Origin of the sequence: Paenibacillus sp. FSL R7-0331, from assembly GCF_000758645.1 — a bacterium.
GTDB lineage: Bacteria > Bacillota > Bacilli > Paenibacillales > Paenibacillaceae > Paenibacillus_AQ > Paenibacillus_AQ camerounensis.
In genome coordinates, this window is the sequence record NZ_CP009284.1 from 3,162,539 (window position 1) to 3,187,994 (window position 25,456).

General features: G+C 51.7%; 23 protein-coding genes. 16 read left to right on the forward strand and 7 right to left on the reverse strand.

Going from position 1 to position 25,456, the window contains the following annotated elements; translation table 11 throughout:
- Positions 1–109: 109 nt before the first annotated feature.
- Positions 110–946: a helix-turn-helix transcriptional regulator gene (locus R70331_RS13155; RefSeq protein ID WP_042176136.1), complete on the forward strand. Its 837-nt coding sequence runs from the start codon at positions 110–112 to the stop codon at positions 944–946.
- A 129-nt stretch (positions 947–1,075) separates the two neighbouring features.
- Positions 1,076–2,188 (forward strand): citrate synthase/methylcitrate synthase, encoded by a 1,113-nt coding sequence (locus R70331_RS13160; protein ID WP_042176139.1) that lies wholly within the window; start codon positions 1,076–1,078, stop codon positions 2,186–2,188.
- 130 nt (positions 2,189–2,318) lie between these two features.
- Here R70331_RS13160 and R70331_RS13165 read toward each other — a convergent pair whose 3' ends face one another.
- A complete protein-coding gene (locus tag R70331_RS13165; RefSeq protein ID WP_042176142.1) occupies positions 2,319–2,606 on the reverse strand; it encodes a hypothetical protein in 288 nt (95 codons plus the stop codon).
- Between the two features lie 69 nt (positions 2,607–2,675).
- Positions 2,676–3,692 carry an MFS transporter gene (locus tag R70331_RS13170; RefSeq protein ID WP_269322346.1) on the reverse strand — a complete coding sequence of 339 codons (1,017 nt, stop codon included), beginning with the start codon at positions 3,690–3,692 and terminating at the stop codon, positions 2,676–2,678.
- Positions 3,693–3,981: 289 nt separating this feature from the next.
- Here R70331_RS13170 and R70331_RS13175 point away from each other — a divergent pair, with 289 nt between their 5' ends.
- A complete protein-coding gene (locus tag R70331_RS13175; RefSeq protein WP_042182611.1) occupies positions 3,982–4,746 on the forward strand; it encodes an exodeoxyribonuclease III in 765 nt (254 codons plus the stop codon).
- Positions 4,747–4,825: 79 nt separating this feature from the next.
- On the opposite strand, the gene R70331_RS13180 is transcribed toward R70331_RS13175, so the two are convergent.
- The 3 genes from R70331_RS13180 to R70331_RS13190 are packed head-to-tail and all read right to left on the reverse strand — an operon-like array spanning position 4,826 to position 8,995.
- Positions 4,826–6,298, reverse strand: a complete 1,473-nt coding sequence (locus tag R70331_RS13180; protein ID WP_042176146.1) for a serine hydrolase domain-containing protein — start codon at positions 6,296–6,298, stop codon at positions 4,826–4,828.
- A gap of 37 nt (positions 6,299–6,335) precedes the next feature.
- Entirely contained in the window at positions 6,336–7,844 is a 1,509-nt protein-coding gene (locus tag R70331_RS13185) for an amidase family protein (RefSeq protein WP_269322329.1), read from the reverse strand.
- A 17-nt stretch (positions 7,845–7,861) separates the two neighbouring features.
- Positions 7,862–8,995, reverse strand: coding sequence for a VanZ family protein (locus tag R70331_RS13190; RefSeq protein WP_042176147.1), 1,134 nt, complete (start codon positions 8,993–8,995; stop codon positions 7,862–7,864).
- Positions 8,996–9,217: 222 nt separating this feature from the next.
- Here R70331_RS13190 and R70331_RS13195 point away from each other — a divergent pair, with 222 nt between their 5' ends.
- The 6 genes from R70331_RS13195 (at position 9,218) to R70331_RS13220 (ending at position 13,161) form a co-directional block, all read left to right on the forward strand.
- On the forward strand, positions 9,218–9,565 hold the full coding sequence (locus tag R70331_RS13195) for a hypothetical protein (protein ID WP_042176149.1): 348 nt from the start codon (positions 9,218–9,220) through the stop codon (positions 9,563–9,565).
- A gap of 16 nt (positions 9,566–9,581) precedes the next feature.
- Positions 9,582–9,791, forward strand: a complete 210-nt coding sequence (locus tag R70331_RS13200) for a hypothetical protein (RefSeq protein ID WP_042176152.1) — start codon at positions 9,582–9,584, stop codon at positions 9,789–9,791.
- Positions 9,788–11,020: an aminopeptidase gene (locus R70331_RS13205; RefSeq protein WP_042176154.1), complete on the forward strand. Its 1,233-nt coding sequence runs from the start codon at positions 9,788–9,790 to the stop codon at positions 11,018–11,020. Before R70331_RS13200 ends, R70331_RS13205 begins: the two co-directional genes overlap by 4 nt.
- A 139-nt stretch (positions 11,021–11,159) precedes the next feature.
- Positions 11,160–11,693, forward strand: a complete 534-nt coding sequence (locus tag R70331_RS13210) for a sigma-70 family RNA polymerase sigma factor (protein WP_081947602.1) — start codon at positions 11,160–11,162, stop codon at positions 11,691–11,693.
- The gene (locus R70331_RS13215; protein WP_042176156.1) at positions 11,686–12,813 is read left to right on the forward strand and encodes a DUF4179 domain-containing protein; all 1,128 of its coding nucleotides are present in this window, start codon (positions 11,686–11,688) and stop codon (positions 12,811–12,813) included. The genes R70331_RS13210 and R70331_RS13215 overlap by 8 nt, the downstream gene beginning before the upstream one ends.
- Positions 12,814–12,933: 120 nt before the next feature.
- Positions 12,934–13,161, forward strand: coding sequence for a hypothetical protein (locus tag R70331_RS13220; RefSeq protein ID WP_042176157.1), 228 nt, complete (start codon positions 12,934–12,936; stop codon positions 13,159–13,161).
- A gap of 9 nt (positions 13,162–13,170) precedes the next feature.
- On the opposite strand, the gene R70331_RS30495 is transcribed toward R70331_RS13220, so the two are convergent.
- Together R70331_RS30495 and R70331_RS13230 are read right to left on the reverse strand one after the other, a co-directional pair.
- Positions 13,171–13,725: a GNAT family N-acetyltransferase gene (locus tag R70331_RS30495; protein ID WP_052419045.1), complete on the reverse strand. Its 555-nt coding sequence runs from the start codon at positions 13,723–13,725 to the stop codon at positions 13,171–13,173.
- 17 nt (positions 13,726–13,742) lie between these two features.
- Entirely contained in the window at positions 13,743–14,291 is a 549-nt protein-coding gene (locus R70331_RS13230; RefSeq protein ID WP_042176159.1) for a hypothetical protein, read from the reverse strand.
- A 235-nt stretch (positions 14,292–14,526) separates the two neighbouring features.
- On the opposite strand from R70331_RS13230, the gene R70331_RS13235 reads away from it, so the two are divergent.
- The 7 genes from R70331_RS13235 to R70331_RS13265 all read left to right on the forward strand — a co-directional run bounded on the left by R70331_RS13235 (position 14,527) and on the right by R70331_RS13265 (position 25,326).
- A complete protein-coding gene (locus R70331_RS13235; RefSeq protein ID WP_042176161.1) occupies positions 14,527–14,856 on the forward strand; it encodes an antibiotic biosynthesis monooxygenase in 330 nt (109 codons plus the stop codon).
- 416 nt (positions 14,857–15,272) lie between these two features.
- Positions 15,273–16,514 (forward strand): sugar ABC transporter substrate-binding protein, encoded by a 1,242-nt coding sequence (locus R70331_RS13240; protein ID WP_042176163.1) that lies wholly within the window; start codon positions 15,273–15,275, stop codon positions 16,512–16,514.
- A gap of 116 nt (positions 16,515–16,630) precedes the next feature.
- A complete protein-coding gene (locus R70331_RS13245; RefSeq protein ID WP_042176165.1) occupies positions 16,631–17,530 on the forward strand; it encodes a carbohydrate ABC transporter permease in 900 nt (299 codons plus the stop codon).
- Positions 17,531–17,571: 41 nt separating this feature from the next.
- Positions 17,572–18,396 carry a carbohydrate ABC transporter permease gene (locus R70331_RS13250; protein WP_042176167.1) on the forward strand — a complete coding sequence of 275 codons (825 nt, stop codon included), beginning with the start codon at positions 17,572–17,574 and terminating at the stop codon, positions 18,394–18,396.
- A 42-nt stretch (positions 18,397–18,438) separates the two neighbouring features.
- Positions 18,439–19,431 (forward strand): LacI family DNA-binding transcriptional regulator, encoded by a 993-nt coding sequence (locus R70331_RS13255; RefSeq protein ID WP_042176169.1) that lies wholly within the window; start codon positions 18,439–18,441, stop codon positions 19,429–19,431.
- Positions 19,432–19,722: 291 nt separating this feature from the next.
- On the forward strand, positions 19,723–21,888 hold the full coding sequence (locus tag R70331_RS13260; protein WP_042176172.1) for a glycoside hydrolase family 3 N-terminal domain-containing protein: 2,166 nt from the start codon (positions 19,723–19,725) through the stop codon (positions 21,886–21,888).
- Positions 21,889–21,942: 54 nt separating this feature from the next.
- Positions 21,943–25,326 carry a GH36-type glycosyl hydrolase domain-containing protein gene (locus R70331_RS13265; protein WP_042176173.1) on the forward strand — a complete coding sequence of 1,128 codons (3,384 nt, stop codon included), beginning with the start codon at positions 21,943–21,945 and terminating at the stop codon, positions 25,324–25,326.
- Positions 25,327–25,456: the final 130 nt, after the last annotated feature.

A 25,456-nucleotide genomic window follows, 5' to 3' on the forward strand; every position in this document is an offset into this window, starting at 1 on the left:
GGGTAATAACTGTATTTTTTCATGTTCCTTATCCTATTACAAGTTGTAGGTTATACTAGTATAATTACTACTATTGTAAATGTTAACAGGAAAGGCGGGGACAACAACCATGTCCAATGAGACAAGACTGCAGGCGCTGTCAGGCTTTTTGAAATCGCGCCGTGCGGCTATAACTCCAGCCTCCGCCGGACTGCCGGAAGGCACACGGAGGAGAACACCGGGGCTTAGGCGGGAAGAGGTGGCACAGCTGGCCGGTGTGAGCAGCACATGGTATACCTGGCTTGAACAGGGAAGAGATATCAAGGTATCCCCCTCTGTGCTGGACTGCATTGCCGTTGCACTTAAGCTGACCAAGGATGAGCGGAATTATCTGTTTGCGCTGGCACTCGATAACGGCCCGGGTCCGGCCGCTTATCAGCAGGAGGAGACGACGGTAATCAGCCCCTCTCTACACAAAATTGTGCAGGAGCTTACCACCTGCCCGACCATTATTTCCGACCGTCATTGCAATATTGTGGGCTGGAACGAGGCGGCGGGACATGTTTTTCTGGACTTTGGCGCTCTTCCGCCGGAAGGGCGGAACATGATCTCCCTTCTGTTCGTCCGCAAGGAATTTCAGCGGCTGGCCGTGAACTGGGAGCAGTTCGTCCGCGGATATCTCTCTATTTTCCGGGCATATTACGGCCAATATGTGGAGGACCGCTGGTATGATGACTTTATCGCGGAAATGAAAGTGCAGCATCCCAGGTTTCAGGAGCTGTGGGAGGAGAGCAGAGTCAGCAGTGCGCCGGATGTGGTGCTTGAATTCCGCCATGCCAAAGCAGGTAAAATGCTGTTCCAGCTTACCTCGCTGCAGGTTCATGGTACCGTAGATTTACGCTGCAGCATCTACACTCCGGCCGCGGATTCCAATACAGAATCCAAGCTGCGGCAGCTGATGAAATGAGCTTTTGCTGTAAATGATAAAAAAAATTTATGTATTCATAAAAAACAATAAATATGCAATATCGTAATTCCGGCATATACTTCTTATATGATGTTAACTTTAGTACGACCGGAAAAGGAGTATGTAACAATGGCAAAGGTAACCGGATTGGAAGGCGTAGTAGCAGGAGAAACAGATATCGGGCTGGTGGACGGCGAGAAGGGATATTTAGTTTACCGCGGGTATTGGGCAAAGGAGCTTGCCGTAAGCAGGAGCTATGAGGAGGTTGCATATCTGCTGTGGAACAGCCGCCTGCCGGATGCGGATGAACTGGTTCAGCTTAAGCAGGAGATGTCAGCAGCCAGAGCGATTCCTGAGTATTTGAAAAGGATGATTGATCTGCTTCCGCCGTCGGTTCCGATGATGCTCGTCCTGCAGAGTGCAGTGGCAGCTCTGGGGGATAAGGACAATGCGACGTGGCCGCCGACACTCAAGCAGGCAATCCGCCTAACCTCGGTCCTGCCGGCGATTATTGCCTACAGATACCGCAGCTTAAATAACCTGCCTGAAGTGGAACCGTCAGCAGAGCTGGGGCATGCGGCAAATTACCTGTATATGCTCAGCGGCAGTGTTCCTGAGCAAGCGCATGTTCAGGCGCTCAGTGCCTACCAGATTCTCTGCATGGAGCACGGAATGAACGCCTCAACCTTTGCATCCCGGGTTGTTCTGTCAACCGAATCGGATATGTGTGCAGCTGTCTGCGGGGCGATCGGTGCAATGAAGGGGCCGCTGCATGGTGGTGCACCATCAGAGGTCATCTCTATGCTGGAGGAGATCGGCACGATGGACCGGGCTGAACCGTGGATCCGCAGTGTTCTTGACAACCGCGGCAAGATTATGGGCTTCGGCCACCGGATCTATAAGACCAAAGATCCGCGTGCAGAAGCGCTGATGATAGCAACCAGAGAGATGATCGGCAAGGATCCGTCCTTCGATCTGGCTATTCATGTGGAGCATACAGCGATCCGGCTGCTGGAGGAATACAAGCCGGGCCGCCGGCTGTTTACCAATGTTGAGTTCTATGCTGCGGCTATTCTCAAAGCGCTGCAGCTGGACCCGGACATTTTTACACCGACGTTTACGGCAGGAAGAATTGTCGGCTGGACCTCGCATATTCTGGAGCAGTCTGCAAACAACCGGATTTTCCGTCCGCAATCGGTATATACAGGTCCTATGCCGGAGACAGAAGCCGAAGTTGTATAACGGATTAAGCTGCTGTACGATACGAAACCCCTGGCCGCTCAAGCGGCCAGGGGTCTTTTATTGAAGGAGGAGGAATATGAGCGAGTATGGCGGATACTCTGGTCACATTATTGTAACGCTGATAGTTCAGTTAGAAATCTGATGTTGCAATCTGGATATAGCCGAAGGTTGCGCCGGCAGCGGTGCTTCGCAGTGCAGCAACAAGCAGAAGCGCCAGCTGGACGGTGAGACTGTCAAACGGCGGGATCGTGTAGGTTACTACAGGAGCATTGACAGCGTACAGTACCAGATCTACCGGAAATGCGGAGTTATTCTGGACAGTGACAGCAGCATTTGCTCCGCCGTTCAGATTTTCATAGTACGATTTGCCGACTCCGGCCGGCAGGCTGAAATATTGCTGCGGTAACAAGATAGCCATAGGATGACCTCCTTTTGCATTTGATAGATTATCATATTCAATTAATCTATTAATGCTGATACGGATGACTTAGGAGGTTCGCACATTCTTATAATATAGTACAAATCCGAAAAGGGTACCGATTAGGGACATTGCCGATACACTCAGGAAAAAGACCTTGCCGCCAAAGGTCCCGTAAAGCGCACCGCCTGCATATGAGGCCAGTATGCCTGAGACGCCAAAGAACAGAAGTGCCAGTACAGTCTGTCCTGTAGCCCGCCATTCCTCGGGTACGATGCTATACAGATATTGAATGGCTGCCGAATAAAATACCGGAAAGGTCAGCACCTGCAAAACCTGCAGATAAGCCAGCAGGTGAGGGTCTGATATCCAGGCTGAAAGGAAAAAGCGGACAAAGTAAAAGAAACCGGCAAATGTAATAATAATCAGCTCTTTACCTTGGCGCAGCCACCGGAAGCTGAGGGCGAACACCACGATTTCACTGATAGCCGCCAGAAAAAACGATTGGCCGACGAGAGCAGAGCTGCCCCCGAGCGCTAGAATATGTACACCCAAAAAGGTATCATTCATTCTGGCCGGTACAGAGCAGATGAAGATTAGCAGGAGAAACAGCAGGGTTTCCCGGTTCTTAAGAAATAGCTTAAGGCTGCCAAGCGTAACGGGCTTACCCGATACAGGCGCGTCCGGCATTCTCCAGCTGATTACAAAACCTGCGATACAGCTGCCGGCAAACAGCAGTCCCAGGCCGTGTGCGCCAAAGGAATTCAAGACATAGCCGGTAAGAAGCGCCATGACTCCGTAGCCGAGAGCACCATAGGTTCGGATGGAGCCGTAGCTTATACCGTTTGCCTCAGCGATCCGGAAATTCAGGCTTTCGGTCAGCGGATCAATGGGCATCAGGAAGAAATACAGCAGCATCGCAAACAGCACCAGCAGGATGTAACTGCCGGAAGTGTATAAAAAGTAACCGGTCACCGCTGAGCACAAGAGAAGCAGCAGCAGTACCTTGCGGATTGTCCGGGTTCTGTCACTGATCATTCCCCAGAGCGGCTGGGCGATAATGGTAATGAAGCCGCCTGTGCCGATAACGAGGCCGGTCTACCCCGGACTCAGTCCCTGCATATCCAGAAAGACGGGCAGGAATGGAATAAACATTGCCAGCAGGGCAAAGTACAAAAAGTTAAAGCTCCTGAGCAGTGCGGGAGTATTCATAGTCTGGCGATCCTCACATTTTCTTTGAATTGAAAAGCAATAGCCCAGTTATTGTATCATGCTGCCGTAATCACGGACAGTTGATAATATGGTACACTATATTAGTTCAACTATTTATATTAAATTCTTAATAAATGATCTGACTATAAGGAGAATGAGCATGATTAAGCTGGTATCCTGGAACGTCAACGGCCTGAGAGCCTGTGTGGGCAAGGGCTTTAATGAATATTTTAAGGAAAGTGCAGCCGATATTTTCTGTGTACAGGAGACAAAGCTGCAGGCAGGACAGATTACCCTGGATCAGGGAGAGGAATACTATCAGTTCTGGAATTATGCGCAGAAAAAAGGATACTCGGGAACAGCGGTTTTTACCAGAATCAAGCCGCTTTCGGTCAGATACGGGTTGGAGGAGGACTCAGAGCCTGAAGGCCGTGTCATTACGCTGGAATTCGACAGCTTTTATCTGGTTAATGTCTACACGCCTAACGCCAAACGTGATCTGACACGCCTCGATTACCGGATGGAATGGGAGGACCGCTTCCGCGGCTATCTTCTGGAGCTGGATAAGCTGAAGCCGGTGCTGGTCTGCGGAGACCTCAATGTTGCCCATGCTGATATTGACCTGAAAAATGCCAAGTCCAACCGCGGAAATTCAGGCTTCACCGATGAAGAGCGCGCCAAAATGACCACACTGCTGGAGGCTGGGTTCATTGATACGTTCCGGTTCTTTTATCCGGAGACGGAGGGGGCGTATACATGGTGGTCCTATATGCCGAAAGTGAGGGAGCGGAATGTCGGCTGGCGGATTGATTATTTTCTGGCTTCCTCCCGTCTTGGCCCCCAGCTGATTGATGCCTCTATTGATTGTAATGTGCTGGGCAGTGATCATTGTCCGGTTGTGCTCAAGATAAATGAGTTTGTCAAATAGTCTGTTGCGTGTACAAGCGGCCATGCATCCCGGTAAGGGTGTCATGGCCGCTTGTTTGTAAACTTATAGATCTGGCTGATTACGGCTGGAGCATGCCTTGAATCTGTACCGGAGGCTCTAATGGCCCCATTGTCACATTTACCGTCATTGTCAGCAGGATGGCTTGTTCTTTCACCGCAATCTCTAGCGTGTAACAAAAGGGCGTCTCTACAAGCAGCATGGTCAGCTGCAGGACATCCCCGGCCGCCCAGGTGAAGCTTGACATGACCGCATCTGCTGATGCGGAGTCCGGCGTAAGCCTTGCGCTGCTAAACATCCATTCGCTGCGCCCCAGTATGACTTCATGAATGCCGGCAGGCACAGAGTTGAGAGTGAGTCTGGCTTCATTGCTGATGAAGGTAACGGACAATGTTTCGAGCTGATATTCGTTGGGTTCCATATGATAGATAAGACCATTCATTCCGGCTTCCGCATCTGAAACGGTCATCACCGCCGGGGGATCAAACCGCAGTGAGCTTAGCTGTTCTGACAACAGATCCGCTGCTGCCGGATGCAGCGCGGCAGGCTCTTCCTCCCCGGACATGCCCGGAAGCAGCAGTTCCCATACCGCATTCATTACCTCCTGCAGCTTATTTGTACCGCTGGTAATCGCGATGACGGCATCCTGCTCCGGCATAATGATACAGAACTGGCCAAAAGCCCCGTCGCCCCGGTAAATGTTATGCCGGCATCTCCAGAACTGGTAACCATAGCCTTGTGACCAGTCCCCGCTATCCGGCTGTCCGTCGCCATTCGCGATCTGCTTCGAGCTTGCAGACTCTATCCACTCCTGCGGGAGGAGCTGATTGCCGTTCCATATGCCTTTTTGCAGATAAAGCTGGCCGAATCTGGAAATGTCCTCTGTAGTTACGCTCAGCCCGTAGCCACCGGTGTTGATACCGCGCGGACAGGATTGCCACACCGGATTGTTGATACCGAGAGGAGCGAAGAGCCGCGGGGTGAGATATTCGAGCAGAGTCTGACCGGATACCTTCTGCAGGATAGCAGACAGCATATAAGTTGCCCCGGTGTTGTACAGGAAAAAAGTACCCGGCTCCCGGTCAACAGGCTGCCGCAAAAAGGCTTTGACCCAGTTGCCTTCCGCATCATTCAGCAATTCAGTCATCGTATCCTCAGTGTGCCCTGTACCCATCATAAGCAGATGGCTGATATTCATCTGTGCCAGGTTGCTGCCGGGCTGATCCGGAGCCTCTTCAGGGAAGAAGGAGACCACTTTATCCTCCAGTGACAACAGCTGCTCTGCAGCGGCAAGCCCGACAGCTGTGGCTGTGAAGCTTTTGCTGAGCGAGAACAACATATGCTGCCGCTCAGGAGTATAGGGCGACCATGAGCCTTCAGCTACAACATGGCCGTGACGCAGCAGCATGAAGTTGTGGAGGGCGAGATCGGATTCCTTAATCCGGTTCAGGAAGGCAGATACAGCGCTTGACCGGATACCTTGTTCTTCAGGCAGACTTCTGGGCAGTTGCGGAATAACATGGGTCTTGTTCATGTTAACAGCTCCTCAATCTAAAATGGATAGGGCATTATTATGTAAACAGGCGGGGCGGATAACGCCGTTGTGCGGCCTGTTCAAAACTATAAGCGATACAGATCAGGACGGGCTCACTGAAAGCGGTACCGCAAAAGGTCACCCCGTGAGGGCCTTTTGTAGTATAGCCTCCGGGTGTCACGCTTCCGTCTTCTGCATACCCGGCAGGTACGGTAATGAGCGGATAACCCGCCCTTGCTGCAACATCTGTTCCATGGAAACCTGGGAACATCAAAGCGTCAAGCTGATACTTGGACAAAGCGTAATCTATTCCCTGTTCCCTTGCCGATTCGCGGGATAGCTGAAGCTCCTTCCGGTACTGCGCCTCTGTAATCCCGTCCCCGGATTGTTCGAGCCATTCCAGCGTTCCCTGGCCGTATTTCAGCGCTTTGTCACTGTGTTCCAGATTATATTGGATCAGTTCACTTAAGCTGTGTACGGGAATATGACCGGCAAGCTTGGCCAGGTAGTGGTTCAAGCCTCTTTTGAACTCATATTGCAGCATCACAGGACTCCAGTCGGCCGCGAGGCAAGGCAGCTCTACAGGATCTATAATTACAGCGCCGTTGTCAGCCATTATGGCAATGGCATCATTCATAATCGCCAGAACATCCGGATGCAGATCCTGATAGACGGTTGCCGGAATGCCGATCCGCTTGCCTTGCAGACCTTGCGGGTCAAGAAAAGCTGTATAATCCCCTGGTATTAGACCTGTGTCCCGGCCTGCTGCCCGGGAAGCGGCAGGCCCGGCCATAGCTCCCAGCAGCAAGGCGGCATCAGCTACGGTTCTGGCCAGCGGACCGGCTGTATCCTGACTGCTGATGCCGGGGATGATTCCGGCCATGCTGACCAATCCGGCTGTCGGCTTAATGCCGACTACACTGTTCTGGCTGGCCGGACCGATTATAGAACCCGAGGTCTCGGTTCCAACGGCTGCGGCTGCCAGATTAGCTGCTACGGATGCCGCACTGCCTGAACTGGAACCGCCTACGAACAGCTCACCGGGTCCATAAGGGTTCAGGACGAGTCCGCCGCGGGAGCTATAGCCTGCCCACATGCCTGGAGCCATGAAGTTAGCCCATTCCGTCATGTTCGCTTTGCCGAGAATAACCGCACCTGCTGCACGTAAATGACTTATGAGTTCAGCATCAGCCGAGGCAAATGAATCTGCCAGAGCGATTGAGCCTGCGCTTGTATGAAGCTTGTCAGCGGTATCAATGTTATCCTTGATAAGCAGAGGAATTCCATGCAGGCCCCCGCGGGGGCCTGTAACCAGCCGCTCCTGATCCAGCTGCGAGGCAATTTCCAGTGCATCTGGATTCAGCTCAAGCACAGCATTAATGACATTGTCATGTCTGCCGATCCGCTCAAGGTATAGCTGCACCAGCTGTACCGAAGTCAACGAACCACGGGTCATTTCGGCCTGCATCGAGGTAATATCGGCTTCTATAATCCATGTACTCGAGTCCGGGACCGGGTTATTAATAGGGGAATTCTTTTGTTCCAAAAGGCATCTGCTCCTTACTATTCAATGGTATACGGCCGGAGCCCCGGTTCCGTTAACGGCTGTTTTTCCGGCCATAGGATTACATTCCGGGTTCCGCTCAGGCGCTCGTAGAACAGCTCTTTTTTCCGGAATACGCTAATGATGATATGGATGAGAAACAGGAGATCCGCCAAGAGTACAATACCCCGGGCGGTAGCAGCCAGCTCCTGATGAAGGGCGGCAGCAAACACAGAGTCGAACAGGATGATATTCATGCCCGGCAGAACTCCATACAGAAGTCCGTATCTTACAGTCAGCCTCCACAGCCGCGGCGCATCCGATTTGCTCTGCACGGCAATGCGCACCACCCATTTGCCGGGAGTCCGGCCTTTGGTCAGGCATGGAATCAGCAAAAAGTAAGCAGTAAGTGTAATCCAAAACGGAGCCGGTACAGGAAGCAGGCTGAGCAGCCCGGCAGCGGGCATCCATACACAGGCATCCAGTAAAAAAGCGATAGTCCGGCGTGTAAAGGTAACCCGTTTTGCATTTAAATTTTCCCTGGCATCCAGCTGTTCAATCTGCGGAAGCAGCCCGGAGATCCAGAGGGCGATACGGTACCCGATAATCCCGCCAAGTGTGTTGGTAATCAGGTCATCTACATCAAATACCCGGTAAGGATGATCGAAGAAGCCGTATATTCCGGTAATCTGTGTCATCTCGAACGCCAGAGACAGGCTGAAGGAGAGTAGGATGCACACTACCCATCTCGTGCGGAAATAATAACCGAGAAACATGCCGAACGGGACGGTCAGCAGCACATTAAACACAGCCTGATAAAAAGCGGGCTCCTTCAGTAAAGACAGATAGGTAGAGGGAGTATCCGCAGTAAAGCTGCTGCTGTGCAGAATCTCCTCGATGAACTGAAGGGGGACAAGCTGCAGACTCCCGCCGGTTGGAGGCAAATTGTGTCTGGTTGCCGGAAACGGCAGCATAATCAGGAATAAGGCATTCAATAAATACAGCAGCAGAAGATACAGAATGAGCGCCCGGAGCTTGTGGATATACCCGTGCCGCCGGTACTGGACAATCAGAAAAGGCAAGGTAAACAGCAGTGCTGCAACCGGGAAGGCCAGGAATGCATAAGAGATCGGAAAAAGATAGGATTGAAACATAGTCCACCTGCCGTCAGTAAATTTGCTTCGCGCATACGTTATACTTACCAGTCTTCCGGCTGGAATAATCAGATTAGGATTATTAATATAGACGTTGCCGCAGATGGGAATCCCTGCAGATTGCTTTTTTATTATAAAATGTATTGAAAGCGGATTCTATGGATTTATTCATTATAATGATTCTCTCCGGCATACATATGTCTGGAGAGGAGTGTGAGCTGAATGGATAAGAAGGTGCAGCAATACTACAAGCTCAAAATGAAGCAAAAGGAGATTGAGAAGGAGCTTACAGAGCTCAGGCAGGAGATTATCGCCCACTGTGCCGCTTTGGGGGAGACTGAGGTGCTGGCCGGCAGCTATAAGGTGAAGCTGGTTACGCAGAACCGCAAGGAATATGACGATGAAAAGCTGTATAATACACTGGCTGATCCCCAGGTGTGGCGTCTGCTGTCCAAGGCGGATTCTGCCAAGGTGGCAAGCCTTGCCAAGCTGAAGGTTATTGATGAAGCGAAGCTCACTGGCACGTTTACTGTAAAAGAAATTACTTTGCTGCAGGTGGATAAGCAATAAGGCGGCAGCGGGCAGTTTGGATGAAGGCGGTTCCTGCCCGGGAACCGTTTTTTGTATATATAGAATTAATCATTTGCAGCTTATCTTGGATGAAGCAAAGTATTGGCTTGTGAAATTCATGCAGCAAAAATCGCCATCCTGTGTGTTTTGCGTTAAAATAACTACTGGAGCTTTTATCGAGATAAGAATGGCAGAACAGACAGAGATGGAGGAGATGGGAGAATGAAGGATTTCGGAATCATGCTTGAGAAATATGCCGATCTGGTGGTGAAGGTCGGAGTGAATGTGCAGCCCGGTCAGGTGCTGATGGTGCATGCACCGCTTGAAACAGCAGAGCTTACCCGTCTAATCGTAGGCAAAGCGTACGAAGCCGGCGCAAAATATGTAATGGTGGACTGGGATGACGAGGCGGTTACGCGCATCCGGTATGAGAAGGCGCCTGAGGATTCGTTCAGCTATTATCCCCAGTGGCATGCCGATATGCTGGAGGGATTCGCCGAAGAGGGCGGAGCGATTTTACATATCAAAGTACCAAATCCTGAGCTGTTCAACGGTATTGAGTCTGCCAAGGTCTCTACGGCTGTCAAAGCAGCTGCGATTGCCCGCAGGAACTATCAGAATTACACCCGCAGCAGCAAAATCAGCTGGTCGCTGATCAAAGCGCCGACCCGTGCGTGGGCGGACAAGGTGTTCGCCGATCTGCCGCAGGAGCAGCGGATTGACGCTATGTGGGAAGCGGTATTCCAGATGAACCGTGTGGGCAGCGAGGACCCGGTAGCGGCGTGGCGCGAGCATATTGCAGAGCTGAAGCTAAGCCAGGACCGGATGAATGCCAAGCGCTACAAAAGCCTGCACTACCGCGCACCCGGCACGGATCTGCATGTAGAGCTGCCAGAAGGACATCTGTGGCGCGGCGGCGGCGGCGAGAACGGCAGCGGTGTATATTTTGTAGCGAATATGCCTACTGAAGAGATCTATACGATGCCGCTGCGGACAGGTGTGAACGGGACGGTTGCCAGTACGCTTCCGCTCAACCTCAACGGCCGTCTGGTCGACGGTATTTCATTCACCTTTACTGACGGAAAGGTAACCGCCTATGATGCGGCTTCCGGCCGTGAGCATCTGACCACCCTGCTGGAAACGGATGAAGGTGCTTCCTATCTGGGCGAGGTCGCTCTGGTGCAGCATGATTCGCCGATTTCCCGCCTGAACAGAGTGTTCTATAACACCGGTATCGACGAAAATGCCTCCTGTCATTTTGCGCTGGGCAGCGCCTATCCGGTAAATATCGAAGGCGGCGTGGGCCTCAGCAGCGAGGAGCTGATCAAACGCGGCGCCAATGTCAGCTTGACCCATGTTGACTTTATGATCGGCTCCGCCGAGCTTGAGATTGACGGTGAGCTTGCTGACGGTACGCTCGAGCCGGTGTTCCGCCAAGGTAACTGGGTGCTGTAATTAAGGTTTGGAATATGAAATTGTTATAATTAAGAAGAGCCTCCAAGCCGGAGGCTCTTTTGAATTTGCCCACAGGGAAAACTGTTTACGGGTGCTCTCCGTCTTATACTTTGTAGGGCTGGAGAGAGGAGGGGGCTGGATGACAATGTCTGGCATAGAGATGAAAAGGTTGACCGGCACAGCTTCAAGTGAAGAGGCGAGGTTCTATGAATCGGTGATGGAGCACAGCGCCCGGCTGTATCAGATCGCTTACAGTTACCTGGGCAACCGGAATGATGCACTGGAAGCGGTGCAGGAGAGCACCTGCCGGGCCTGGATCAAGCGGAAAACGCTGAAGGACCCGGGCGCTTTTAAAGCATGGATCATCCGTATTCTGATCTACGTCTGTATCGATGAGCAGCGCAGAAGGAAAAGAAGTGTTCCGACACCGGACGAGCGTATGCAGGAGCGGGTCATGGTGCAGAACAACGGACGGCTGGAGATGCGCTGGGCGCTTGATCAGGTCAAGCCGAAATACCGTCATGTGCTGCTGCTCAAATACTATAACGACATGACGCTCGGGGAGATAGCGGTGCTGCTGAATAAGCCTGAGGGTACGGTAAAAACCTGGCAGCATAAAGGGCTTAAGCAGCTTCGGGCGATTATGAAGGATCGGGGGGAGTGGAATGATTAACAGCAGGGAAGAGCAGATTATGCTGGAGGAAGCGGCCAGGCTGCAGCTGCAGCTTCAAGGAGAGACGGACAACCATCAGATCAGGCTGGCGGTTCAAAACGGTATGGAGCGCGGAAAAAGCGGCAGTAAGCGGATTGCGCTGATGAAAGGGAGCTTTTACGGGCTGGCCGCCGCTGCGGTGGTTGCATTCGTGCTGTTCATCATACCGGTATGGCATGCCGGCCAGCAGACTCCTGTAGATACAGGGCCGGTGGACTGGGGAGTCCTTGAACCGTTCAGGGAATTCAACAGCTATGACATTAACGCGCCCACCTTCGAATCAGCGGTACGTAATGATTATGTTCAGCTGCTGGACAACGGGGTGGAAGTGGACGGATATCTCATTACCCTGAATGCAGTAACGGCAGACGAGAACCGGATTGTTCTGTTATACACGGCAGAAACGTCGAACGATCAGGAAATTTACGGCTTTAGCAGCAGCAGAATGCTGGATGTGCAGACGGAGAGCTGGCTAAACCGTACTGGAGGGATCGGGGCACACGCCAAGATAAACGGTGAGGACAATTATCACAAATATTACGGAAAAAGCGAGTTCGAGCTGGACCGCAGCAGGCCGTTTCCGGAGCAGCTGGAGGCAGACTTCCTGATTGCTTCGGTCGATCCGGGAAAAATGGATGATCCTAAGACCGGCACCATTATGGCGGATATTCACTACTCTCCAAGAATCAAGCTTGCAATTAAACTGGATCAGAGATTCAAGGAAATGAAGACGGAGGTTATCTATCCGAATAAAGAATTTCAGATAGAAGGACATGAGGTTGTGCTGAGCCGTGTTGAAATGTCACCCTTGATGATCAAGGTCAGGTATGAATTAAAAAACGAAGAGGATTATGAGTGGGAGGTTCGGCAGAAGGTCTTTGAATACTTCTCTGGAATGGTAACAGCCCGCTCCGGTGCCGGAACAGTGCAGCTGCCTATGGGTATAGGAGCAGGACTGGCGGACGGCTATGAGCATATATTTTCCAGTAACCAGCTTGATGATCCTGATTCCCTCGTACTGGAGATCAAAGCAGGCCAAGGAATCGGTGTGTCGGTTAACCAGTTTGAGCTGCTAGAATAGTCAAAAGCCTAGACCCCCGCTTAGCTGTAAGCGGGGGGTCTTATTCATGGAGCGGTGAGTGGTAATTAGCACGAAAAGCTACGTTAGCCTGTTTTCAACGGGTGAAGTGCCGTTGATTTGATGGAAAGCGGGCTGGAAGGTGAAATCAACGGTAAAAGTGCCGTTGATTTGATGGAAAGCGGGCTGGAAGGTGAAATCAACGGTAAAAGTGCCGTTGATTTGATGGAAAGCGGGCTGGAAGGTGAAATCAACGGTAAAAGTGCCGTTGATTTGATGGAAAGCGGGCTGGATGGGGAAATCAACGGTAAAAGTGCCGTTGATTGCTGGAAAATGGACGGCGCGGCGTAATCAACAGGACTAGTCCTGCTGATTCCCCGGCTCCTTAGTCCACTCCTTCTCGAGAACAGAGTAGATCAGCTCATCACACCACTCCTGGTTGCAGTATCTGGTTTCACGCAGGACTCCATCCCTGGTCATACCGGCCCGCTGCATAAGACGCTCCGAGCGCTGGTTAGCGGCATTTGCATAGGCGACGATCCGGTGCGCGTTCAGCCGGGCAAAAGCATACCCTATAAGCAGCTTGACGGCCTCAGTTGCATATCCCTGTCCCCAATACTGCGGATGAAGCGCCCAGCCGATTTCCCACTCTCTAATATCCTCCCAATTCAGCTTGATGCTGATGACTCCAATCGGAGTCTGATCTTCAATAAGGCAGACAGCCAGCTTGAAGGATTCACGGGGAATAGCGGCGGCATACGCTAATGCCTTACCGAAATCCTCCGCAATCTGCGCAGCATCCGGGCGGCTGTTTTCGTATTTGGACGTCAGCTCATGGCCCTCCAGCTCAGCCCAAAATTCCCGGTCAGACTCAGATAAATCTCTTAATATGATTCGTTCACCGGTAATCTCCATCACACTGCCCCCTAATTCTAAATGTTGTTGTTAAACCGGAAGACCAGCTTACTTCCGTTAAACGTATCTTCAAGCGCTTCACGGTAATTTTGGCCCGTATAGCCCGCTACCGTCTTGTGCCAGAATTTCTGCCCGGTGATATTTTTGGTGGCCTGGTTGGTATGCAGCTCCCATACTCCTTTGAATTGTTCGAACACTTGGATGGCAGCCTGTCCGGCAATGCCCGTTCCGCGGAAAGGCTGAAGCACAAAAAATTCATTTACAAAATAATCAACCCCCGGTGCACAATGCGGCGGCGTTGCTATCAAGGTAAAGCCGGCAGGGATGGAGCCTGCTCTAAATAGAAAAGGGTACAGGCAGCCCGGCTTCTCCCACCAGATATTCTGGACATCATATTGCTGCACCAGCGTCTGAATCTCCGGATCGTCCTCATAGATACCATGCTCATTAAGGACCAGGCCGTCGTTCAGCCCGTAATGTCCTGATAGATCATGCAGATACAGGGGATACAGATTTTTGATAATATGCGCTTCATGAGGTTCGGCGAGCTTCACTGTCAGATTCATATTAAGCCTGCTTTCATAAAAGGATAGAGTGTCGTTAATTGGTTCCAGAATAAACATCTTATCAATTCCGGGGCAAGGTAAAGTTTGTTTTAGAATAAACGCTACTGGACAAAAGCAGACTGGAAATGATAACGATTATCAATTAGAATGAAAGATAGTTGCGTATCCAACTAAAATAGCAGGGACGCGCTGTGCAGAGCCTGCCAGCACACCCTATACACAGGAGGAATCATTGATGCTAATTCAGACAAGATCCATCGTAGTTGAAAAAGGATACAGCGCCCAGATCATTGAAAAATTCAGCGCACCAGGCGCACTTGAGGAAATGCCGGGGCTGATTGATATCAGTGTCGCCCTGAACAAAAAGGGAAAGGATAACGAAGAGGTTCTGCTGCTGATCCGCTGGGAATCCGAGGATGCCTGGAAGAACTGGGAGAAAAGTGATGCCCACCTCCAGGGCCACCGGAACAGCAGAGGGCAGGAGAAGCCTGCTTATATCCTGAGTACGACGGTCAATATGTATGAGGTGCAGAAGGTGAAGGAAGGCAAAGCAGGCGTAGAATAAGCAAAGATTGAGCAGTAAGGGTCCAGGCAGCTTGCCGGGACTCTTTTTGTGATGGGGATCAGACATTTAGCACTGAAGTTCGGCTCCGCCAGAATATTTTGTCCAAAACACTTGAAATCGCTAACACAACGTTTTATAATAAATCTATCGAAACGATTCGAATTATTAATTTCTATTTTATAAACACTTGGTAAGATCGTATTCTTGTTCTGTAGTGAAAGCGTTATGAATTTCGTTTCAAGTGTAATAAAAGAGGTTAATAAGAGGTTGATAGTACCTTGAAGCACCATTTTGGGCGTGGATCTATGTGTTGCAACTCAATTTTTTTTCGAAATAAATCGAAACGTTTCGATGTAAGGGCTTTATTTCATAGCAAAAACAAGTTTGGCACACACTACAACAGGGGTGAAAGAACAATGACAAAGAAAAAAGGGTTAACAGCAGCAGCACTTATACTGAGCTTCTCCATGGTTGCGGCAGGCTGCGGTAATTCAAACAATGCAGCTTCCGGAGATAACAAGACGCTGAAGGTCTGGTTCATGGGAACTGCAGAAACGGTAAAGCCGATTGCTGAAATGTATGAAGCCGCGAATCCCGGAATTAAAGTAGATGTACAAGCTATTCCCTGGGATACCGCACATGACAAGCTGCTGACTGCTGTTGCCTCCAAAAGCGGCCCGGACGTTGTGCAGATGGGTACAACCTGGATTCCTGAATTTGCCGCTGCCGGAGCTCTAAAGGACTTGTCCCCGTATATTGAGCAGTATCCGAGCATGGCGCCGGAGAACTTTTTTGACGGTGCTGTTGAAACCACTAAATATGAAGATACAACGGTAGGAATTCCATTCTATGTTGAGACCCGCGCGATGTTCTACCGGACGGATTTGCTAGGCGAGGTAGGTTATCCTGAGGGTCCGAAGACATGGGATGAGCTGAAGGATGCCAGCCGTAAGCTGGTTGAGAAGGGCGGCGCCGGTCATTACGCCCTGCCGATTGAAGGTAAAGACTCGATCTATCCTGTTATCTTTGCCTGGCAGAACGGCAGTGACATCATTGACGCGAACCGCCAGCCGCAGTTCAATCAGCCCGCCTATGTAGAAACCGTTGATTTCCTGAAAAGCTTCTATGATGAAGGGCTGTCGCCAAAAGGCACCGATCTTGATACTGTAGCAGCATTTAAAGAAGGTACAATGGCTATGTTCATCAGCGGACCTTGGATGATCCAGACTGTAAAAGATAAAGCGCCGGAGATCGACGGCAAGTGGGCGGTAACTACCCTGCCGGCCAAAGTAACGAACACCTCCTCAATCGGCGGTGCGGATCTGTCGATTTTTAATTACAGCAAAAACCCTGACGAAGCGGCCAAGTTCATCGCTTTTATGGCGGAGCAGGAAGCACAGCTGAAATACTATGAAACTTCGAATTCCATGCCTGCAGTGAAGGCAGTCTGGTCTAATGAGGCGCTGAGCGATCCGATGATTGCCGCTTTCGGTAAGCAGCTGGAGAATTCCCGTCCTGCGCCGACTGTCAGAGAATATGAAGAAATTGCCAAGGCCGCTATGGCAGCCTTCGAACAGATCACGATCGGCGGTGCTGATACGCAGACTGAGCTGGACAAGCTGAACGATAAAGCGAATCAGCTGCTTGGCAATAAATAAATAAGACTTCACCTTCAGGCGGGCTGCCGGGATCTCTCTAGAGGCTGAGGTTCCGGCAGTCAGCTTGTTTCTCTTCCGCACGGAAGAGGGGGAAGAAAGGAAAGGGTGTGTGGCAAGTGAGCTCATTGGTAAAGCAGCTGAACAAGCATAAGGTTCCATATCTGTTTATCGCTCCGGCAGTCATTCTGCTGACGCTGTTTTCGATCATTCCGATCATAATTGCACTGGTAATCAGCTTTACAGATATGGACCTGGTCGGCCTTGCGGATTATTCGAACATCAGCGGGGTCGGCATCAGTAACTATATCGATATTTTTAAAGATCCTATTTTCCTCAAAGCGATGTATAATACCCTCATTTATGTAGTGGTCGGTGTTCCGATGGTCGTGCTTGCCTCAATGGGAGTGGCCCTTCTGCTAAACTACGGTACCGGCTGGCTGTTCAAAAGCTTCCGGGTCATCTACTATATGCCTTCCATTACCAACATTGTGGCGGTAGCGGTCGTATGGGGTTATTTATATAACGGATCTTACGGGTTATTCAACTATGTCCTTTCCTGGTTCGGTTTACCGGCGCAGCAGTGGCTTCAGGACCCGGTCCTGGCGAAGTTCTCTCTGATCCTGCTGGCCTTCTGGAAATCGCTCGGTTTGAATATGATTATTTTCCTGGCGGCATTGCAGGGTATTCCCCGTTCTTATTATGAAGCTGCTGAAATAGACGGGGCCACAGGCTGGAAAAAGCTGCGCTATATCACAGTGCCTCTGCTTGGATTCGCTACTTTCTTTGTGACCATTACGACCTTGATCGGCTGGATTCAATTCTTCGAGGAACCGCTGGTAATGACCAAGGGCGGACCGCTGAATGCGACGATGTCGATGGCGCTCTTTATATACAATAACGGGTTCCAGCTCAGCAAATTCGGATATGCGGCCTCCGGCTCATTCGTGCTGTTCATCATCATTATCATAGCGACACTGATTCAATTCGCGGTCAAAAAGAAAGAAGTGGAATATTAAGCACCGGCTGAAACCGCATGCTTATGAAGGAGGATACGGGCATGGCTCTCAGAATGAAGAGACTGGAAAAAACGATTATGATTACGCTGCTCGTCGTCGGGGGACTTCTGATGATGGTGCCGTTTATCTGGATGATCGGTTCATCCTTTAAACCGGAGAATGAGTTCACGGTGATTCCGCCGTCGCTGTTTCCGAGCAACCCTACATTTAACAACTACCGGGATCTGTTTGTGAAAATGGACTTTCTCATCTATTTGAAAAATACGCTGATTATTGTTCTATGCTCCTTTGCCGGGCTGTTCCTTAACGCGATGGCCGGATATGCGTTCGCCAAATTCGAATTTCCGGGCAGAAATAAATTTTTCTATATAATACTGGCAACGATGATGATACCCGGACAGGTTACCATGATTCCGACTTATCTGATTATCAATGAGATGGGGCTGGTCAACACGATGGCGGGTATCGTCCTGCCGGGTCTGGTCGGAGCCTTCGCAATCTTCCTGTTCCGCCAGTTCATGACGACCATTCCGATGGATCTGCTGGAAGCGGCAAGACTGGACGGGGCGGGTGAGCTGCGAATCTTTTTCCAGCTGATTGTGCCGATTGTTAAGCCTGTGTTTGCTGTTCAGGGGATTCTGACCTTTATCGGGGCGTGGAACAGCTTCCTTTGGCCGCTGATTATTGCCAATGATGAACGCCTTTATACGCTTTCTGTGGGATTATCGCTGCTCAAGGGGCAGTACGGAACCGAGTTTGGGCTGCAGATGGCGGGCGCTGCCTTCATGGTCATTCCGATTATCATCATTTTTGTCTTCTTCCAGAAACATATCATAGAAGGATATACGATATCCGGCATGAAATAGTATAATTAACCAATTGCAGCGCTCAGGAAGGATTGAACAAAGATGGCAACAATCAAGGACGTGGCTAAGCTGGCAGGGGTTGCACTCTCTACAGCCTCCTATGCCATGAGCGGTGACAGCAGGGTCAGCGCCAAAACAAGAGAAAAGGTGCTGGAAGCAGCACGGCAGCTCAATTATCAGAAAAACGGCTTTGCCATGGATTTGAAACGGAGCCGGACCAATACGATTGCCCTTATTCTACGGGATTTATCCGGACCTTATTATTCGGAGCTGATCCGCAGTATTCAGGACGTGGCCTTATCGAATTCCTATGATCTGATTGCCTGCAGCTCCATGGGCGGGAAAGGCTCGACAGCTGTCCGTTATATGATGGAAAAGCGGGTGGACGGCGCCATTGTGCTGGCCCACAACATTACAGATGAGATTCTGCATGCCGCTGCCGGACCGCGGTTTCCGATTATCGTTATGGACCGGCTGATTGCCGGCGAAGGGCTGATTAATGTTGTTGTTGACGGCGAGCAGGGGGGCTACAGTGCTACCCGGCACCTGATAGACAACGGCCATAGCTCGATTGCCTACATCAGCGGGCCGGCAGATTCCTATGATAATGCGCTGCGGTACCAGGGGTATCTGCGGGCAATGAATGAAGCCGGACTGACGGAAAAAGCCAAATGGAAGCTCAGCGGCAATTTTATCCGGGAAGGCGGCTATAAAGCGACCAAAATGATGTTAATGCAGGGGGAGCTGCCGACGGCAGTCTTTTATGCAAACGATGAGATGGCTGTCGGGGGAATGAAGGCCTTTGAGGAGGCGAAGGTAACGGTACCCGGGGATATTTCGGTCATCGGATTCGATGATATCCAGCTGGCAGAATATATCCAGCCTCCGCTGACGACGATCCGCCAGCCGATGTATGAATCAGGCTCTCTGGCAGGCCATTTACTGTTCCAGATGCTGAACGGGGATGCGGTGAATGATTTCTATAAGCTTAAGATCGAGCTGATGGAACGGAGATCGGTACAAATACAGGAATAACCGGAATGTCTACAGAAGCGGGAGTTACGCTTCCGCTTCAAGTTCTACCGTCTGCCGGGCAGACATGAATGCAAATATTGGGAATCGCATTTAACAAGAATGCTGGACTGGTGTCCCCTCGAATAATCAGCGTGCAGTTCCTGAGTTGTAGAGCAGGATGCCCAGCTGTATCGAAATAAATAGAAACGTTTATGATTTTGTTAAATTGAAAGTTAGTTTAGATCTATAAATAAAGGATTTAGGAGAAAGAAACGATTCGAATTAGGTCGTTTTTATGGAGGGATTACAGCAATGTCTGAGCATTTATACAACAAATACGTGAAGCAAATGACCCTTGACGAAAAAATAGCCCAGCTGCTGCAGCTGGCAGCTCCGTTCTATGATGAGCCGGGTGACGAATCGGAGATTACGGGTCCGATGGATGAGCTTGGTATCAGCAGTGAGGCTGTCCGTAATGCCGGTTCTGTGCTGGGCATAGCGGGTGCGGATAGAATGATGGCGGTGCAGAAGACACATCTGGAGCATAACAGGCTGGGTATTCCGCTGCTGTTCATGGCAGATATTGTCCATGGCTTTAAGACTATTTTCCCGATTCCGCTCGCGATCGGCAGCTCCTGGAATCCGGAGCTTGCTGAGCAGAGCGCTGAGATTGCAGCAAGGGAAGCCGCAGTCTCCGGCCTGCACGTAACCTTTGCGCCGATGGTCGATCTGACCCGTGATCCGCGCTGGGGCCGGGTGATGGAATCGACCGGCGAAGATCCGTACCTGAATGGTGTGTTCGCGGAAGCCTTCGTTAAGGGCTTTCAGGGAGAAGACCTTGCAGATTACTCCCGTGTGGCCGCATGTGTTAAGCACTTTGCCGCTTACGGCGCTGCTGAAGGCGGAAGGGACTATAACACGGTAGACCTGTCCGAACGGCAGCTGCGTGAATATTATCTCCCTGCGTATAAAGCGGCAATTGATGCCGGAGCAGAGATGGTCATGACCTCGTTCAACATCGTGGACGGCATTCCGGCAACCGGCAACAGCAAGCTGCTTCGTGACCTGCTGCGTACAGAATGGGGCTTTGACGGGGTTATTATTTCCGACTGGGCATCCATCAAGGAGATGGTCGCGCACGGCGCGGCTGAAGATGATAAAGAAGCGGCATTTAAGGCAATCCGGGCCGGAGTGGATATCGACATGATGACAACCAGTTATCTGCATCAGCTGCCTAAGCTGGTGGATGAAGGGCTTGTTGATGAAGCCCTGATTGATGAAGCGGTGCTGCGCATCCTGCAGCTCAAAGAGAAGCTCGGCTTGTTCGACAACCCGATGCGCGGGGCTGATCCTGTGCTGGAGAAGGAGATCGTATTCTCCGCCGAACACCGTCAGGCGGCGCGGCAGCTGGCTGAGAAATCAAGTGTGCTGCTGAAGAATAGCGGCGTATTACCGCTCCGGCCGGAGCAGCTGGTAGCCTTAATCGGACCTTTTGCGGACAGCGGCGATATTCTGGGCTGGTGGTCCTGGACCGGCTCAACAGAACATGCGGTGAAGCTCAGTGATGCCATGCGCTCAGTAATTGGCAATCCTGATCGTATAATAGTAGCTGAAGGCTCAGGCATAGAGACCATTACTGCAGAGCAGAAGGCGGCCGCGCTGAGTGCGGCTGAGGCGGCCGATGTGATTGTGCTGGCCGTCGGCGAAGCATCCGACATGAGCGGCGAAGGCGGCAGCCGCACCAATATCAGGCTGCCGGAGGCGCAGCTGGAATTGATCTCGCTGATGAAGGAGCTCGGTAAGCCTGTGGTCGCTGTTCTGTTCAACGGCCGTCCGCTTGATCTGTACGGTGTATACGACCAGGCTGACGCAGTGCTGGAAGCATGGTTCCCGGGAAGTGAAGGCGGATCCGCCCTGGCAGACCTGCTGTACGGCAGGGTGAATCCCTCCGGCCGGCTGACAATGTCGTTCCCTGCTTCAGCAGGCCAGATTCCAGTCTATTATAACCATTTCAATACGGGGCGGCCCAAGCCGGAGGTAGAAGACGGCAACCGGTATATCTCCAAATATATTGATGCCCCTAACGAACCGCTGCTGCCGTTCGGATATGGACTTAGCTACACTACCTTTAGTTATGAAGGGCTGACGCTCTCCGCTGATACGCTGGCAGCGGATCAGACGCTTGAGGTGAAGGTGACCCTGACCAATACCGGCAATGTATCAGGAACCGAAACGGTTCAGCTGTATGTGCGCGACATCTCCGGTGAGGTTGTCCGTCCGGTCAAGGAGCTGAAGGCATTCCGGCAGGTCGGGCTGGCTCCCGGCGAAAGTACGGAAGTAGTCTTTATTATCGGAGAGGGACAGCTGCGTTATCATCACAGCGATCTCAGTGTCGCCAGCGACAGCGGCAGGTTTGATGTATATGTAGGCGCGAACAGCCGTGATGTGCTGTCTGCCGGATTCACTTTACTGAAGTAACCTAACAGACATAATAGCGGTGTAAAGCCGTATCAGATAAGGAAGTGAAGAGAAATGACAACTGTAACCGGTACTAAGCTGAACCTGCAAAAAGGAGGCCTTACCTTTACTTTTCTGGAGAGCGGAGACCTGTACCAGGCATCAGGCGGCCAGATGATGATTAACCAGCTGCTGGCCAACAGTATCGACGGGGCTGCGGGCAATCTGTATATCCGCCTGTATCAGCCGGACGGCATCCAGGCTTATCCATTGCTTGGCGTAAAGTCAGGCAGCACCTTCAGCCGGGATGGGGAGCGGCTGATATGGCAGGGAGAAGTTCCTGCGGACACCGGAGCCCATGGCAGCGCAGAGAAGCTTGCCTATCAGGTGACCTTTACCCTGACAGAAGCGGATATATGGTTCTGGGATATCCGGGTTGAGGGCAAGGCGGCCATGCTGGACGTTATTTATGCCCAGGATGTCGGTATTGCCGCGCCGGGGGCAGTGACCAGCAATGAAGCTTATTTGTCCCAATATATCGATCATGCCGTTTTCACAGATCAGGCGGGCGGATATGTCGTCTGTTCAAGGCAGAACCAGCCGCAGGGCGGGAAGTTCCCTTATCTGCAGCAGGGCCTGATCGGCGGAGCCGCCGGTTACTCCACTGACGGCTTCCAGTTCTTCGGCTTGTCCTATAAGGAAACCGACAGGCCGGAAGCACTGTATCAGGAGAGTCTCGCTAATAAGGTGTATCAATATGAATTTGCCTATACAGCATTGCAGTCGCCAAAGACTGAGCTGGACGGTGAAGCTGCATTTACGTTCTACGGCTTGTTCCGCGAGGATCATCCTGCGGCAGTGACCGGGCTGGAATATGCCGGTGAGCTGCAGACTGCCTGGAGCAGTGTGCAAAAGCTGGCGCCGGTGAAGCCGGAAGGCAATAAGCAGATCCCGGAACCAGCAGCTGCCCGGATAGGAACTCCGCTACAGACGCTGGCGTTGTCCATTGCCGAGCTGGACACCCTGTTCCCGCAGCGGTTCCAGGAGGAAAGGCAGGATGGGGAGCTGTTAGCTTTCTTTACCGGCACCTATGAGCATATTGTCCTGAAGAGCAAGGAGCTGCTTGTGGAACGTCCGCACGGACATATTCTGATGAGCGGAGACAATGCCCGGCTGGATGCAGAGGTAATGACTACTACTTCATATATGTATGGAATTTTTAATTCCCAGGTGGTGGTGGGCAATACCAATTTTAATAAAATGCTGTCCAATGCCCGCAATGCGCTAAATGTTAATAAAACATCAGGACAGCGGATCTATGTAGAGCTGGATGGGCAGTTCCGTCTGCTGACGATGCCGTCATTGTTCGAAATCGGCTTCAACTATGCCCGGTGGCATTATAAATCGGCCGGAGACACCTTTATAATTACGAACTACACAGCGGTAAAAGCTCCCGAAATCCGTCTGCATGTCGCTTCGGCAAGCGGTAAAGCATACCGCTTCCTCGTCAGCAACCAGATTACCATGAATGTGGCTGAATATGAGCTTCCTTATCAGATGGAACCGGCCGCTGACGGCGGGCTGGTCTTCCGGGCCGGTGACAAGGGATTTAGTACAGCTGTATATCCTGAGCTGGCCTACAAAATCACTATAGAGGGGGCGGCCTTCAGAACCGGGGATGAATCCCTGCTGGCAGCAGGAGCAGAGCCCGGCAGCGCCTCCCTGACCGTGCTTGAGCTTGATTCAAGCAGTGAATGGACGCTTACGTTCCAAGGAATGCTTGACGGAGAGTCCCGTCCAGCGGCGGCGGCCGGATTTGAAGCGGAGACGAAGAATTACCGTGAATTCCTGGCAGGTGTCATGAACGGCTTCCAATTGAAGAAGGAAAGCGGAGAGCAGGCAGAGCTGTTTAAGGTAAATGCACTGGCCTGGTGGTACACCCATAATATGCTGGTCCACTATTCTGTTCCTCACGGACTGGAGCAGTATGGCGGCGCAGCCTGGGGGACGAGGGATGTATGCCAGGGACCTGTTGAATACTTCCTGGCCACCCACAAATACGGGCAGGTACGTGAGATCCTGCTGACCGTCTTTGCCCATCAGTATGAGGATGACGGCAATTGGCCGCAATGGTTCATGTTCGACAGGTATACCTCGGTCCAGCAGGAAGAGAGCCATGGCGACATTATTGTCTGGCCGCTCAAAGTACTGGGCGATTATCTGCGCGCAACCCGTGATTATGCAGTGCTGGACGAGCGGATTCCGTATACTCGCAAGCACAGCTTTGACTTCACAGAGACTGCCTTCACCTTGAGGGAACATGCACTTAAGGAGCTGGAATATATCAAATCCCACTTCCTGCATGACACCTGCCTGTCTTCATACGGGGACGGAGACTGGGATGATACGCTGCAGCCGGCAAATGCCCAGCTGAAACAGTATATGGTCAGCAGCTGGACAGTGGCCTTGACTTACCAGACGGTTCGGGGCCTCTCCAATGTTCTAAGGGATACAGATGCGGGCTGGTCGGATGAGCTGATGCAAATGGCTGAAGGCATCAAAGCCGACTTCAACCGATATATGCTGGGCACTGAGGTGATCCCGGGCTTCCTGTACTTCGAAGATCCTGAGCAGGCTAAGCTGATGCTGCATCCGGAGGACAAGGAGACCGGTATTCAGTACCGCCTGCTGCCGATGACCCGCAGCATGATCGGCGAGCTGCTTACCCCTGAGCAGATGGAGGCGCACTACACGCTGATTCAGGACCAGTTCCTGTGCCCGGACGGCGTGCGGCTGATGAACCACCCGGCACAGTATGCCGGCGGTGTCAGCACGCATTTCAAACGTGCCGAGCAGGCGGCTAATTTCGGACGGGAAATCGGACTGCAGTATGTGCACGCCCATATCCGTTTTGTTGAGGCGATGGCGAAGACCGGCAAGACCGACCAGGTCTGGAAGGGCCTCGCGACCATTAATCCGGTCGGAATCCGCGATGCTGTGCCGAATGCCGAGCTGCGCCAGAGCAATGCCTACTTCAGCAGCTCCGACGGCAAATTTGACAACCGGTATGAAGCACAGGAGTGTTTCCAGGAGCTGCGTGACGGCTCCGTTCCGGTCAAAGGCGGCTGGAGAATCTATTCCAGCGGTCCGGGAATCTACATGAACCAGCTCATCTCTAATGTACTGGGCATCCGCGAAGAGGGCGGAGACCTGATTCTGGACCCGGTACTGCCTGCTGAGCTGGATGGTACACGCTTTGAATTTGAATACGGAGGCTCACCTGTGACCTTTATATATCACTGCAAAGAGGGCGGATTGCGCTCGGCAGCTGTGAACGGCCAGGAGGTACAGGCTATGCGGCTCGCTAATCCTTACCGGCTTGGCGGCCTCCAGATTGCGCGTGAAGAGATTCAGCGCCTTGCAGATCCTGAGAGAACAGTCATTGATATTTATATGTAACATATAGAATAAGCGGCGCAGTCGGCTTGTATCCGGATTACGGTACAAGCGGAATGCGCCGCTTTTTTATAGAGCTGCCTGATTGCCGGGCCTGTTACGCTATGGAGCTAGAGCGTTTATGAGCGGCCGG